Origin of the sequence: uncultured Microscilla sp. (genome assembly GCF_947493425.1) — a bacterium.
Classification (GTDB): Bacteria; Bacteroidota; Bacteroidia; order Cytophagales; family Microscillaceae; genus Microscilla.
Genome location: NZ_CANLRP010000011.1, coordinates 44,668 through 58,873, shown reverse-complemented (window position 1 = coordinate 58,873; position 14,206 = coordinate 44,668). Strand labels below are relative to the sequence as shown.

The window sequence follows — 14,206 nt, the reverse complement described above, 5'->3', positions numbered from 1 at the left end:
CTAAAGTTTTTGAAAATATTTTTTAATTAATTTACCTATTTAATTCACTGTTTTACAGTGACTTAACTTTTGTCACAAGTTTTTTTTTACCTCAGTTGTAATGTTTGATTACCGAGCCCGTCTACCTTTATGAGAGCAATAAGGAATGGAAATAAAAGAATTTAAAATAGAAGTACTTTCTACCAAAAACAAGTTGTTTAGGTTTGCTTTTAGGTTGTTGAGAAACCACGAAGAAGCAGAAGATACAGTACAAGATGTTTTTCTCAAACTCTGGGATATACGGCACAAGTTGGACCAATACAATAGTGTGGAGGCACTGGCAATGACGATGATCAAAAATAAATGTTTTGACAAACTCAAAGCCAAGCGCAATCAAAATGTAGACATTGACCAACAAGCGCCTATAAGGTCGGGGGTGACTGCGCCCGATAGAAAAACCGAGTTGCGAGATACTTCCAACCTTATTCAGCGGGTGATTGACCGTTTGCCTGAACAGCAAAAAATGATCATTCAAATGCGCGATATAGAGGGGATGGAGTTTGAAGAAATTGCCAAAGTAGTGCAATTGAGCATTAACAATGTCCGGGTAAATTTATCGCGGGCACGCAAAAAAGTTAGAGATGTTTTGACAAATACGCATAACTATGGACTCACAAAAAATTGAGATATTATTAGAAAAATATTATAAGGGAGACACCACCCTAAAAGAAGAAAGCCTGCTTATAGAGTATTTTACCCAAGATGAGCAAAAAATCCCGGTGCAACTTCGTCAGTACCAAGTGCAATTTCAGTTTTTTGCCCAAGCACAAAACGAAGCAAAACTGGGTGATCAGTTTGATAAGCAACTGGAAAAAATGATTGCAATGAAAGAGGACACCGGGCAGTCAAGTGAAACAGTGGAGTTGAACAAAAATACTCCTCAGCTTGATGCTGGGGTGGTACAGATTCGCCGAAGTAGTTTGCAATGGGGCATAGGCATAGCGGCTAGTTTGTTGTTGGTGGTGGCAAGTTTTTTTGCCGGACGCTTGTCGGTAGAAGCTCCAAAAGTGGCGCAAAATAACCAACATGATACGGTGCAAAAGCAATTGCAGGAAATGCAGGCAACTTTGGCAAAATTAAAGAAACCTTCGGCAAGCGAACGCTTGAAAGCGGTAAAAACCACCGCGCGTAACTTTACCGATAACAACGACCAGGCAATTGATGCTTTGATTAACACGCTAAACAGCGACGAGAACCAAAACGTGCGATTGGCAGCTGCCAATGCCTTGTTTGTATACAAAGATAATCCCAAAGTACGCAATGCGCTCATTGTGTCTATTAGCCATCAAACCGACCCAGTAGTAAAAATTGCTATGGTAAATATGCTGCTTGCTCTGAAAGACAAAAGAGTGAAAGAACCCATTGAAAGAATATTGAAAAACGATAAGGAAATTCCTGAAAAGGTAAAAGAGGTAATCCAGAATAACCTGAAAGCGATATAACAATAGTCCATAGTCCATAGCCCCGACAAGGTTCTAGGGACTAGGTGCAAGGTTCTAGGTATACCTTGTTCCACAAGTAACCACACTTTTATATCACGTTGATTTTTAGCAACTTATAAAAAGCGTAGTTAGAAGCGGATTCGAGTAAATGTTTACCCCCGGTTAATATTTGTAAACCGAACTTGTGAGCTAAACGAAGTTAATCAGTGGTTTACATCAAAGTTGCGTACTCGCTTTATTTTTAAAAGGGCGTTGGGTCTTAGGAATGGTGAGAAATTAAATTACCATTCTTGAGGTAGAGGTTTTGTTTTGAGACGAGGCTATTTTTTGCGCCCATAGCAGCGCTACGGGCAATAAAAATAACGAAGTATCAAGGCGAAAAATCACCCCTCAGAGTGTAAATTTATTTTTGAACAATTCCTTATGCCTAAACACGCAATTAAATAGTTTTTAAATTTCAACTTTGACTAAAATTACTGCGGAGTATTGATATAAGTAATGCTTGAAAAAATCATATAAACCAAGAAACTCATTCATAAGAAAAAATCAGAAACAATGAAAAAGTTATTGAATATACATCTCATAAAAATAGTAGCAGGTCTTGTATTGACAAGTTTGGTAGTATTTGATGCTGTTGCCCAGGAGTTTAAAATAGGTTTGGGTAAAGGAGACAAACTAAAAATAGAGGAGTTGGTAGGCAATATTTTTATAGAACAACACGCTGGAAGCGAGGTATTGGTAACTGCCCCCAGTTTGAAGATTCCGGACAAGGCAAAAGGCCTGACAATGATAGGAGGAGCAGCCGACAATACTGGTTTGGGCTTGAACCAGGAAAAATCAGGTAATGTGTTGATACTGAAAGGTATACGAAGAAAGAAAGTGAATTATTATATCAAAGTACCTAAGGGGGTGGCGTTGGCAGTAAAATTAAGGAGTGTACACGCAGGACGTCTGGAGGTGAAAGATTTTGACGGAGAAATAGAAGTAAATGTGACGTATGCAAAGGTATTGCTCCACAATGTATCGGGACCTGTATTGGTGAATGCTACCTACAAAGGAGCAAAAGTAGTATTTAGCAAGGTAAACCAAAGCAAACCTTCTTCTATAGTGTCGCCTTATGGCGATGTAGATGTAACCTTGCCCGCCAATACCAAAGCAAACATCTCGGCTGAGTCGTCTTACGGCGACATATTTACTAACCTGGACATTAAGTTGGACAATGGTAAAGGGTTGCAACGAAAAGCCAAGGTAAAAGGTACACTCAACGGCGGGGGAGTAGACATAGAAGTCCGATCGCCTTACAAAAATGTGTATATCCGCAAGAAATAATTCAGACTACCATATATACTATAACCATACAGGGGCAGACATAAATGCTGCCCTTGTAATTTATTACACCATTAAAGAAATATAAAACCAAAATTCCATGAAAAATTTATTGAATCTACAGCAGTGGGCATTTGTGCTTACTTTGGTATCATTGACTGCTTTTGCTCAAGCTCAAACCTTTAAAATTCCGGTAAAATCGGGTACACTACAAATTGGCGAAATGACAGGAAAGCTGGTACTGGAAGCCTACAAGGGTTCAGAGGTTTTGATAGAAGGTGGGCACAAACACCGCCGCTCTGACAATGAAAGAGCCAAAGGACTGAAGCCGATTACAGGAGGAGATGACAACACCCAAATAGGGCTCAATTATAAAACCGAAGGAGGGGTAACTACCATCAAGGCGGTGCGTAAGGTCAGCTCTAGGCAGTATACCATCAAAGTACCTCAGGCAATGAAGCTTAGGGTAGATATTTCAAATAACTGGTTTAATAAGTTGATAGTCAAAGGGTTTGGTACTGATGTAAACATTGACATACGCTATGGCAAAGTTTGGGTAGAGCAACTCAGCGGGAGCGTACAGATAGAGGCACGCTATGGGCTGGTAACGGCTGACTTTGCTAGTATGAGCAATAATGTGAGCATAGACGCTCGCTATGGAGGCATGGACATTAGCTTGCCTGCGCAAACAAAGGCCGACTTGAGAGCTAGTAGTCGCTATGGCGAAATATTTACCAATATGGACATTCAAACAGATAAGGCTCAAGAGAGTAGTTTGAAAAATCTGACGGCTGCCACCGAGGTGACTGCCAAACTCAACGGAGGGGGCAAAGCGCTGGTATTAGAAGCCAGACACGCCAATATTTACCTACGTAAAAAATAAATTATATAAGGTATGTGCAGCGCCTGCACATACTCACCACCAACTACATATTTCCATGAAAAATAAAGTAAAAACTCTCAGTATAGTATGGTTGGCAATATTGCTGAGCCTGCAGGCGTGGAGTCAAAAGACTCCAGTAACCACCTCAAAAACGGCTAAAAAAATAGACAAAACCTTTGACTTTGACCAAAGCAAAGAGTTGTATCTGAACTTGAAATATGCCAACAATATCAAAGTGAAAACCTGGAACCAAAATAAAGTAAAGGTAACAGCTTGGGTAGACATTAACGGGGGCAAGCACAACGATAAATTTGAGCTGGCTACAGACAAAGGCTCTGGCGACTTTGAAATTCGTTCGCGGATTAAAGATCTATCGAAGATTACCAAGACCCTCATTGTTACTGGCGATGAGCATAATAATTATCAATCGTATGGTAATGTAACTGTATACAACGATGAGGATGGAACACACCAGGTCAACGGACGTTTTTTATTAGCCAGTATTCGCTATGAGGTAAATGTGCCTGCCAGCACTAAACAGCTCAAAATAAAAACCATTAGTGGCAATATAGAAATGCAACACCCAAAAAATTGCCAGCTCAACCTCAAGAGTATCAGTGGTTTTATAGACGTAAGCATTGCTTCGGGGCAAAAAGCCAACCTTGATATGCGCTCTTATTCGGGCGATGTTTTCTCAGACCTACCTATCAAAATAAAGCCCCCTACTAAAGTGGGTAAATCTTACCGCAAAATAGGCGGACGGGCGCGTCTGAAGGGTAAACTCAATGGTGGAGGTACTGAGCTCCGACTCAAATCGTTTCAAGGCAATATTTATTTGCGTAAAGCAAAGTAGCCTTAGTTGGGGCAAGCTTTAAGCAGCAAATCCTTGGGTGCCGATACATATCGGTGCTGCAAGTTTGCCCTATTTTTATCGTATTTTGATTCTTGGTTAGTTATATGGTTATTGATCCAAAAAAATCAGCCACTCATCAAAATAAGTATCTAACTTTTAGAAATTGTACTAAGGCATCAAACCGTCAATTAATAATACTCCACTTCTACTTCCTCTTCGGTAATGTCATACACCACCAGCCCCATTTGCCCATACAAGCGTAAATCATTGAGGAGGATAGATTTAGGAATGGCCAATTCAGTAAAAAAATTGGTATGCTCGCGCCCTTTCCAGCTATGGTTTTTAAGCACTTCTTTGTGTTGCACCAAGTAGTTGTAGAGATAATCGGCTTGCTTTTGTGTGTTAAACTGAGTTTCAAATGGAAATACTGCCTCGCATTGTCCCAATCCTAAGTCGTTGTACCAGAGGTTGCTATACAAGTTAGGGTCTTTGTCGTGAATAGTAAGCGACGACACATACACAAAATCTTTTTGAGGTTCAAGCACCAAGTACCAAACGTTGGGTGTGCCAATGACTGCCGGACGCAAAATGGCGTCTTCGCCCCGCATCAGGCGTTGGTATACATCTCTAAACTGAAGTCCCATCATTTCTACGTGGCAACAGTTAAACTGGTGATAGCTTTGCTCATCGATATTAATAAGCAAGTAAGAACTTTTTAGGTTTACCTGAGATTTTTCGATCCATCCCCTTTTAAAAAGTTCTATGTAATCTATCAAAGAAACAACGTGGTCTTTGGCGTACCAAACACCAATCTGAAATCTTGCTTGTGGCATAAAATTCTACTTTCTGGTCTTAAACATCGTACAATAAAAATACAAGACTTATTGAGCAATAGTCCATAGCCCCGACAGGGGCAAGCTTCAAGTCCTTGGATACCGATGCATATCGGTGCGACAAGTCGCAAGTCCTTAGATACCGATGCAGATCGGTGCTACACCCTGTTCCACAAGTAACCACGCTTTTGTATCACGCTGATTTTAAGCTATTTACAAAAAGCGTAGTTAGAAGTATTTAGGCGATAGTCCATAGCTGATTCGAATAAATGTTCACCTTGTTAAGGGAGCATACAAAAAATAAGCTACCCATTTTTGGCGATTTTTTTGTCCAAATACTTCGTTGCATCTTGCGGCCGTAGCGTTGCTATGCCCTTAAAATGCGCCTGGTCTTTGATCAAAACCATACACCAAAACTTGGGAGACTATTTATTGCAAACTCCCTAAATACTGTAAGCCAGTATTTTATATTAAGATGACTTACTCATTTTATTTTTAAAAGCGTTTAGGCTTTACGCCTAAACACCCCATTAAATAGTTTTTAAATTCATCAATAACTGATCACCAGCAACCGACTTTGACTAAAATTACTGCTCAATATTAATTCTTTTTTTTCAGAGTAAGCAAAGCGCAAAATATAAAATCAGGGTCGCCCCGTTGTAACAAGGTTTCTATCATAGTTTGCAAGTTGGGCAACAATATACGCTTTTCGCTATATCCATCCTTTGTAAGGTATATTGGTCGTTTAAAATCAACCATAGCAGGCTGAAGATATATAGTGATGTCCTGCCGCCATTTTTTTACTTCTATTAGATTTTTTATCCGGTCTATGGTCACCTCTACTTGTTCATTTTCGAGTGGTTTATTGTCGGCTTTGAGCCAATAAAAAAGTGCACCATTTTGCGAACGACTGGAGGCAACAGTGTTTCTGTGCCATACAAGGTGGTTGGGCAAAGGCTGGCGAGTATATTGACTGAGCCAGGCAATGGCGTTGGTAGTTGCCCTGCCCAGCTTTTTTCTTGAGGGGTTTTGCTGCCACTCATAAGGGTTGGCAATCACTACCGATTTTCTGTTTCTGGGGCAGTCGGCTACTCTACTATGCTGTTTGCCCCAGTGTACAAACACCTGATGTTTGAATTGTGATGGGTATTTTTGTTGCAAATGCCGTAGCTTTTGGGCAAAACCCACTGTAGCCTTATTGCGTTTATAGGCATTGTCCAGTTCGCCTACCTGAAGCAAAAAGGGAACTTGCCCCAGGTTCAATGGAGATACATTGTTATGGTGACCAGCCGACATATTGGCGGCAGCCCAACGATCGGGCATGCGTGGCACTACCTGATATACTCCATCGCCCCCTGCCGAATACCCTAACAAATACACACGATTAGGGTCTACACCGCCAAATAATACCAGGTTTTCAATCAGACGGTCATATAAAGGGTAAGACTCTGCTACAAAGTGTAGGTTCCAGGTATTGGTTACCCCACGCGGAGCTACATAAATGCCATTTTGTACACACCTTAAATAATAGCTTTGCATTGCCCGCCACTGACTGTCATTGAGGCGAGCGGGAGCTCCACCCCCTCCATGCAACGCAATGTATAATGGGTAGCCCTTGGCAGGCTTACGCCCTTTGGTAGTGGCAGTATAACGCATGGTCTTGTCACCAAAGCTAATGCGGCGTTTGGTATATTCACGGCGACGTGCTGGGTTTTGGGTTTGTTCTTGTACATATTTTTGCCACAGCACACTTTTTATCTTGTCGAGGTCAAGTCCCGATAGGTCATAGTTTTTAGATTTGACTAACGCATGGAGACCAGAGATTGACTGGTTTTTGATCAATTGAATGACTTCCTGGGTATTTGACGGCTTTTGCATCTTTTGTGCGTGCAAATGGACAAATGTACTCAACCACAAGGCTATAATTAACAGTATTTTCATAAGTGGACAATAGTGTATTTAGAAATAGTTTGCAGAAGTGACAATATAACTTACAATTATTGACAATATACGCCAAACTATCGAGTGGATATTTATGGTGGTAGGTAGGCTTATAGCCCAATGACTGTAATAAATTTTCCGTTGGAGCTACCAATCAGGTGAAGCCTTTTTGCAGCCAATTCAAAACTTAGACCTAAAAAATACAATGACTAAACTAATATTGAGCGTAGCGTTTTGCCTTGGCTTTTTGGTTGGGCAGGCGCAAAACGCAGATAAAATTGTGAGTGCCCATATTGAAAAACTAGGAGGGATTGACCAGCTCAGAGCAATGAGGTCACGTGTGCAAAAAATGACCGTGCGCTCGCAAGGGCAAACCATCCAGATGATAGAATACCACAAAAGCCCCAACAGGTTGAAAATAGTGGTACAAATACAAGGAATGGACTTTGTAACGAGTGCTTATGATGGCAGGCAAGGCTGGAAAATGAACCATTTAGGTATGCCAGAAAGGATGAGTGGCTACAATACTCGTAAAATGGGTGATCGGGAGTTTGACAGGCTGTGGGTAGATTACAAAAAAAGAGGACATAAAATAGCTTTTAAAGGCAGGCAAAGGGTCAAAGGACAAGACTGTTATAAATTATTAGTTACCAAAAAAGACGGGCAACAAGTGGCTTTTTGTATAGCAACCCAAAGCTATATGATCTTAAAAGTAGAAAGCATCAGAGAAGAAACCGGAACCAAAGTAACTCGTTATTATGCTGACTATAAAAAGGTAGGAGGGATTATGTTTGCCCACAAAGTTACAGGTGTCACAGAAGGAACTGAATTTGAAATTACCATCAATTCAATAAAAATTAATGAGCCAATCAACGACAAATTGTTTGCCTATCCGGGAGATAACTGATGATACCCCTAAAGCTTTCTTATAAATAAAAAATGCCTACGCCCACAAATACAGGTTTGTGAGTGTAAGCACTTGCTTATTCAGGTTTGTGGTGTTCTTTACGATGGTGTCGGCGGGGTTTGCCTCTGCTTCGTCGTTCAAACCTCCGTTTCAAACGTTCCAGTCTTCTTCTCAAATACTCCATCTGATCATCTTCTAAATGAACCGAAATCTTTTTCTGAAAGCCCTCCTCCATTTTTATCAAGTCATTAAAATGTTGTTTTCTTAACTTGTGCCGTTGCTTAAAGTGTGCTTCTATCATAGGCTCTATAATAACTTGTTGGTCTTCACTTACATTGAGGCGTTCTATCAAGTGATGTTTAAATCGGTCAGGCTCACGAAATCGCCTCGATATGTTTTTTACTTTTTTGCGCACAAAATATCCTGTACCCAATGAGCCAAGCACAATGCCTATGAGCAAAGTAGCGATTAATATAACAGTTGTTTTTATTTTCATAACTTAGAAATTCTCCATTAAAAAATAGTCAGCATCTTCAGCAGCCACTTCCGAAATGCCCAATAAGGTGTCGAGCGAAAAACTCCCCTCCATAAAATAAGTGTTGATAATGAGCAACACAATCACTGCCATTCCTGACAAGGCCACCTTAGGAAACATTTTGGTAAGCCACTTGGCAAGGGCAGGTTCCTTGGGTTGTGTTTGTAGCGTGTCTATTTTATGCATGACCCTTCCGGCAAAAAATGGGGCAAATTCAGGCGATTGTGCAGCCGTCAACTTTCTCAGGTTTTGCAACGCTATCTTTTCCCGGCGTAAATCTTCTGATTTTTCCAGTCCTTGGTTCAAAGCAGCCTGTTCTTCGTCAGACAAATCGCGGTCAAAAGATGCTACCAATAAATTATATAATGCTTGATCCATCTGGAGTTAGTTTAAATCTTTTAAAATTACTTTTAGTTTTTCTTGGGCTCTTTTTAAGCGGGAAAGTACAGTGCCCAGTGGAATATTTAAAATTTCGGCGGTTTCTTTGGTAGAGTATCCGTCTATCATTCTTAGTACTACCACACTCCTAAAGGCAGGCTCCAGGGTTTGCACTGCCCGTTGTACTACCTCTTGGGTATCTTTATGATGTTCTTTGTTTTCGTCGGCAATTTCTCTTACATAGTCTTCTTGTTGTTTGTTAGACGAGAACAGAGAAAAAATACCCTTACGTTTACGTTTTTTCAGTTCATTGAGCGACAAATTAATAGCAATACGAGTGAGATAAGTACCTACGTCAGCCTCTCCTCTGAATTTTGCCAGTGCTTTGTAGAACCTAATAAAAGTCTCCTGTCCCACGTCGTCAGCTTCGGGTGTATTGCCTAGCATACCTATTACAGTAGCGGCTATCTGAGCTTCATACCGTTTAATCAGCGTCGTAAAAGCCGCCTGGTCGCCCGCTTGTGCCTGTTGCACCAATGCCCATGCTTCTTCACGCGAAACTCTCTGGTCGGTTTTATTCATTATGTATGTTGCATGTCTTTGCAATGGTCAAACTGCTTTGTTCAATACTTAGTAACGTGCTCAAAATAAGTTTCTGGTTTTTAGGGCAAATATGCACGACTGACTGAGGCATTTAGCCTTTGGCAGAGCTCGGCAAAGCGAAGCTTTAGCCATCGGTTTTTGCGCTCGTAGAGCTTGAATTCCGAACTTGATTCGGAACAGCGCTACGGGCAATAAAAACTTACAGTCCCGGCGGAACTGCCGGGGTAACGAAAGACAGTAAAGCGTATTTATTCTAAATCGGACAGCTTCAAAGTCCCGATTTCTTATCGGGGTTATTGTTGAGGGCTACGCCCGAAATCCCGTTTACGGGGCGAACACGTTACTTAATTTACAGTTTAGACAAACACCAGCAATGCTTTATTCCCGAAGGGGAGAAAAAAATAAAAAAAACCCTGTCTAACACTTCGACAAGGCTTTTTTTGTTACTAAGGAATTGTTCAAAAATAAATTTACACTCTAAGGGGTGATTTTTCGCCTTGATACTTCGTTATTTTTATTGCCCGTAGCGCTGCTATGGGCGCAAAAAATAGCCTCGTCTCAAAACAAAACCTCTACCTCAAGAATGGTAATTTAATTTCTCACCATTCCTAAGACAACTCTGCCCAAGTCACTTTATCAAACGAACCTCAATTCTACGGTTTTTACTCCTTCCAACGGCGGTCTTGTTACTAGTTATAGGTACTATAGATCCTTTGCCTGCTACTTTTAGGCGGTGTGCCGCAATGCCCTGGCGGACAAAATAAGCCTGAACAAAATTGGCCCTTTTGAGTGACAACGTCTTGTTTTTTTGCGTACTTCCTACATTGTCAGTATGCCCCTCTATCAAGAGGTGTACTTTGGGGTATCTCTTGAGCAACTTTACAATGGCATTGAGCTGGGTATAAGTACCAGGGCTGATTTGAGGGCTGCCAGATGGAAACAATAAACCCTGGGTATGTTTTGCCAATGCTTGACTGATACTGTTTTTCCGGGCAGGAGGGGTACTATTTTCCGGACACCCTTTGTTGGCATAACTTCCTTTCTTTTTAGGACATTCGTCCTCAAAATTGGGTACCCCATCCGCATCATCGTCCAAAATAACAATACTTACAGTATCTCTCTTTATTTCTTTGCCCTCCTTTTCGGTAATAGCAATGGTGTATATATGGGTAGCGGTTTTGCTCACTATCTTTGTGGTTTTCAACAAATCTATTGTGTTGATGGTATCACGGGCAAAAGTATAAATACGGTTTTTTTTCGTTTCTACAATAGTATGTCGGTGCGACTCTGTCACCACTACCACAGTATCTTTAGTAATTTTAGCAGCTCCTTTCAAAAACTTGGCTTTTTTGGTACAACCTGCCCAAAGCAATGAGCATATACAACAAGTGATTAACACAGATTTTTTCATTGACTTATCAAGATTTATTGAGGATATATATTACTTATCGTTTATTTTATATAGTCACTATTCAAATGAATGAGGCAGATTCTCACTATTCAATGCTTTTTGAAGTGATACAAAAGTTTACCTTAGTAAAATAACAAAGCCTTTTTTAGTAATGTAGTAAATATCATAGTTCTACTTCCCAATTAATACAAAGGGAGCCCAGTAAAAAGGTGGAATAGGATTGCCCTGGTAGTCTTTCCCTTCACTGATTAGTTGAAGTTTTGCTTGACGCAATGCTTCGTGCTTAGTTTTGCCAGCCAGTAAATAATCATAAAAGTTGATCATTAATTGTGAGGTAGACTCGTCAGCTACCGACCAAAGCGATACCAGTACACTCTTAGCTCCTGCATACAGTAATGCTCGACTCAACCCTATAATTCCTTCTCCTTTAGAAAGTTTACCCAGCCCAGTTTCGCAAGCCGATAGCGTCACCAGGTTGGCACTGAGTTCCAGATTAAATATTTCGCCAAAATAGAGTGCGCCATCGTCTTTATTACCCTTAGACAACAATACCCTGGAGAGCTCCGGATATTGTTCGTTTACTACTCCGTGGGTAGCCAGGTGCACATAGCGGTAGTTTTTTAACTCAGGTGATTTTATTTGTTGCTCCTGTGCCTCTGTTTTAAGGTATAATTGAGTTTTTCCATTTTTTTTGGCAAAAAGTGCTTGTATTTGATTTACTTCCCGCTCGGTAGCTGGTAAGTTGCTCTGTTTTTTGAAATTGACGGGTGCCATCAATAAAATGTCCTTAGAAGTAGTCGATGTACTTATGGGGTCTTTACTCTGCAAAAACAAGGTAGCGGAATAACTATAGCTTATCCCTACCTTTTTAATCAAATAAGGGTAGTCACGCAGCGAGGTTTCTGGATTTACCTTTGAGGTCATCAATGCCTCAAAGGGGAGCGTGCTCATGAAACCGTCAGGAATAAGAATAAGTTTTTTGATTTTGCGTGAAATCTTTTGAGGAAATAACTGATTGTACAGTTTGAGCCCTGTTTTGTCAATCCTGCGTTTAAAGTACAACCTGTTACGCATTGAAATAATGTACTTGTCAAACCTATCTATGAGAGGCAAATCCAACGCTTTAAACTTGCGCTTGCTTATATAAAAATAGTACAGACGTTGGGTTTTTTGTCCTATAAAGTAAAGGATCATTGCCGACTCATTGTCTAAGGCTAGTTGTATTTGTGGCACCGACACAGTCAAAGTATTAAATTTCAGGTTGTAATAATCAGGATAATTGGTTTCTAACTGTTTGGTAAAAACATCATACTGCCGATTGAGTGCAAATAGTTTTTCTCTAAAAATCTTCTCTTTAGTAGCCTCCAGCCCTGCGGCAAGTTGTTGTTCATAATAAGATATATCGGCTTTGAGTTGTTTCTCTTGAGCAAGTAGCTTGGGAGGAATGCCGGCAAACTGTTTGGCGTCAGTATCTGTAATAGCGTCAAGTAATACTGCCGACTTGCTTTTTTCGGCAAAATAAAATGCCTTTTGGAAATAATGTTTTTTACGCAGCGACACTTCGCTCATTGCCATACTGATGCGAATGCCATCTTCGTAAATTTCATTACCAATTTTCCCCAAGGCAATTTTATCGCTTTGGTTGGTACGCAACCTCCTTATTTTCTCTAACAAGTCGTCGCACAGCTCCAGGGTTTGCAATGCCATTTTTAAATCCCTAAATCTCAGGCTTTTGCCAAAATGGAGTGCTTCAAAAGTTTGTGCTTTAAGCAACAGTGAGTTGATCAGTATATCTGCATTATAATACCGACTAATCTCAGGGTTGGTCAGTACATTGGCATTGTTAAAATCTGGCACATTAGCCTTGAGTGCTTTTTGATAGGTATTGAGCGCGGTGCGGTAGTTGTTTTGCTTGGCATGTATGGCACCTATCAGGTTGTATACACTGGCGAGTTCGGGATGCTTTTCGCCAAAGTTTTTTTTATAAATGCCCAAAGCTTTTTGCTGATACTCCAGTGCTTTAGGTAAGTTCTCCTGATCGGCGTATACTTGTCCTATATTGGTATATACAAAAGCCACATTAGGGTGTTGGTCATTGTACACTTTTTTGCGAATAGCGAGTACCTCATCGAAGAAATCAAGGGCTTCTAAAAAGTTTCTCTCCCGTTGCTTGATAATGGCCATATTGTTATAAATATTGGCAACCTTTATAGGTTGTTTTTCTTTCTTGTAAATATCAAGGGCTTTTTCATAATATTGATAGGCCTCTTTGGGTTTGTTTTGGCTGTAAATCAATCCTATATTGTTGTAAGATGCCGCTACCTCACTATGTTGGGCACTATAAAGCGACTTGCGTAGCGCCAAGGCTTTTTGGTGGTATTCAAGCGCAAGTGCCCGATTGCCTGTGTTCCAATATACCAACCCCAGGTTATTATAGCACTGCGCCTTGCCTGTGTCAAACTGCTGACGGGTATAAATATTCAAGGCTTTTTGAAAGCTTTCAAGTGCCTGGTCATTTTGCCCTTTATTCATGTATATTTCCCCGATCACATTGAGTACCCCACCTTGTTGTGTAAGTGCTTGCGCCGATTGATTTTTAAGGTATATTTGGGTGTTGTTACACACTTTCAGGGCTTCGTCAAGCTGCCCCTGGCGTACCAGGTATTCACCTATTTTATTTTGACAATCAATGTATAGTTTCCAGTGTTTTGTTTTATTAAAATTTATACCCGCTTTTTTTAAGTAAATGATGGCTTGGTTATATTTTGCCTTATTTGCCAGTTGTTGGGCTTGCTTTACCAATAACAATGCGCTGGCATTTTGTGCCCCAAGGCGTTCAACATTGCCAAACACAGCAATGAGTAAGAGTAAAAGAATAGAAAGTTTTCTCATAAATAGTGTTTAAAAAAGGGTCGTCAATATGCCTTTGTCAGATTACTTTGTACTGAGTTCTATACAAAAATATTAAAAAATAGCAGGCTGCCTATGTTGTGGCATAACAAAAAATAACTTTTCAATTATATTCCTTGTCAAACTTTTTATGCTATGTATATAG

General features: G+C 40.4%; 13 protein-coding genes. 6 read left to right on the top strand and 7 right to left on the bottom strand.

Features of this window, described 5'->3' with window-relative positions; genetic code table 11:
* The first annotated feature begins 145 nt into the window (after nt 1-145).
* From Q0954_RS05340 to Q0954_RS05320, 5 genes are all read left to right on the top strand, one after another.
* On the top strand, nt 146-664 hold the full coding sequence (locus Q0954_RS05340; protein WP_299454627.1) for a sigma-70 family RNA polymerase sigma factor: 519 nt from the start codon (nt 146-148) through the stop codon (nt 662-664).
* Nucleotides 645-1,481, top strand: coding sequence for a HEAT repeat domain-containing protein (locus Q0954_RS05335; protein ID WP_299454626.1), 837 nt, complete (start codon nt 645-647; stop codon nt 1,479-1,481). The genes Q0954_RS05340 and Q0954_RS05335 overlap by 20 nt, the downstream gene beginning before the upstream one ends.
* Nucleotides 1,482-2,036: 555 nt before the next feature.
* Complete coding sequence (locus tag Q0954_RS05330; RefSeq protein ID WP_299454623.1) at nt 2,037-2,810, top strand: DUF4097 family beta strand repeat-containing protein; 774 nt, start codon at nt 2,037-2,039, stop codon at nt 2,808-2,810.
* A gap of 97 nt (nt 2,811-2,907) precedes the next feature.
* Nucleotides 2,908-3,690, top strand: a complete 783-nt coding sequence (locus Q0954_RS05325; protein ID WP_299454620.1) for a DUF4097 family beta strand repeat-containing protein — start codon at nt 2,908-2,910, stop codon at nt 3,688-3,690.
* Between the two features lie 55 nt (nt 3,691-3,745).
* Nucleotides 3,746-4,543 (top strand): DUF4097 family beta strand repeat-containing protein, encoded by a 798-nt coding sequence (locus Q0954_RS05320; protein WP_299454618.1) that lies wholly within the window; start codon nt 3,746-3,748, stop codon nt 4,541-4,543.
* Nucleotides 4,544-4,731: 188 nt separating this feature from the next.
* Here the strand turns inward: Q0954_RS05320 and Q0954_RS05315 are convergent, their stop codons facing one another.
* Nucleotides 4,732-5,376, bottom strand: a complete 645-nt coding sequence (locus Q0954_RS05315; RefSeq protein WP_299454615.1) for a hypothetical protein — start codon at nt 5,374-5,376, stop codon at nt 4,732-4,734.
* A gap of 600 nt (nt 5,377-5,976) precedes the next feature.
* On the bottom strand, nt 5,977-7,317 hold the full coding sequence (locus Q0954_RS05310) for a hypothetical protein (protein WP_299454612.1): 1,341 nt from the start codon (nt 7,315-7,317) through the stop codon (nt 5,977-5,979).
* Nucleotides 7,318-7,522: 205 nt separating this feature from the next.
* Here Q0954_RS05310 and Q0954_RS05305 point away from each other — a divergent pair, with 205 nt between their 5' ends.
* Nucleotides 7,523-8,224 carry an outer membrane lipoprotein-sorting protein gene (locus tag Q0954_RS05305; protein WP_299454610.1) on the top strand — a complete coding sequence of 234 codons (702 nt, stop codon included), beginning with the start codon at nt 7,523-7,525 and terminating at the stop codon, nt 8,222-8,224.
* Nucleotides 8,225-8,300: 76 nt separating this feature from the next.
* Here the strand turns inward: Q0954_RS05305 and Q0954_RS05300 are convergent, their stop codons facing one another.
* From Q0954_RS05300 to Q0954_RS05280, 5 genes are all read right to left on the bottom strand, one after another.
* Nucleotides 8,301-8,720, bottom strand: a complete 420-nt coding sequence (locus Q0954_RS05300; RefSeq protein WP_299454608.1) for a hypothetical protein — start codon at nt 8,718-8,720, stop codon at nt 8,301-8,303.
* Nucleotides 8,721-8,723: 3 nt separating this feature from the next.
* Nucleotides 8,724-9,137: a hypothetical protein gene (locus Q0954_RS05295; protein ID WP_299454605.1), complete on the bottom strand. Its 414-nt coding sequence runs from the start codon at nt 9,135-9,137 to the stop codon at nt 8,724-8,726.
* Between the two features lie 6 nt (nt 9,138-9,143).
* A complete protein-coding gene (locus tag Q0954_RS05290) occupies nt 9,144-9,719 on the bottom strand; it encodes a sigma-70 family RNA polymerase sigma factor (RefSeq protein WP_299454602.1) in 576 nt (191 codons plus the stop codon).
* A 649-nt stretch (nt 9,720-10,368) separates the two neighbouring features.
* Entirely contained in the window at nt 10,369-11,151 is a 783-nt protein-coding gene (locus tag Q0954_RS05285) for an OmpA family protein (RefSeq protein ID WP_299454599.1), read from the bottom strand.
* A gap of 171 nt (nt 11,152-11,322) precedes the next feature.
* A complete protein-coding gene (locus Q0954_RS05280) occupies nt 11,323-14,043 on the bottom strand; it encodes a CHAT domain-containing tetratricopeptide repeat protein (protein WP_299454595.1) in 2,721 nt (906 codons plus the stop codon).
* Between the last annotated feature and the right edge of the window lie 163 nt (nt 14,044-14,206).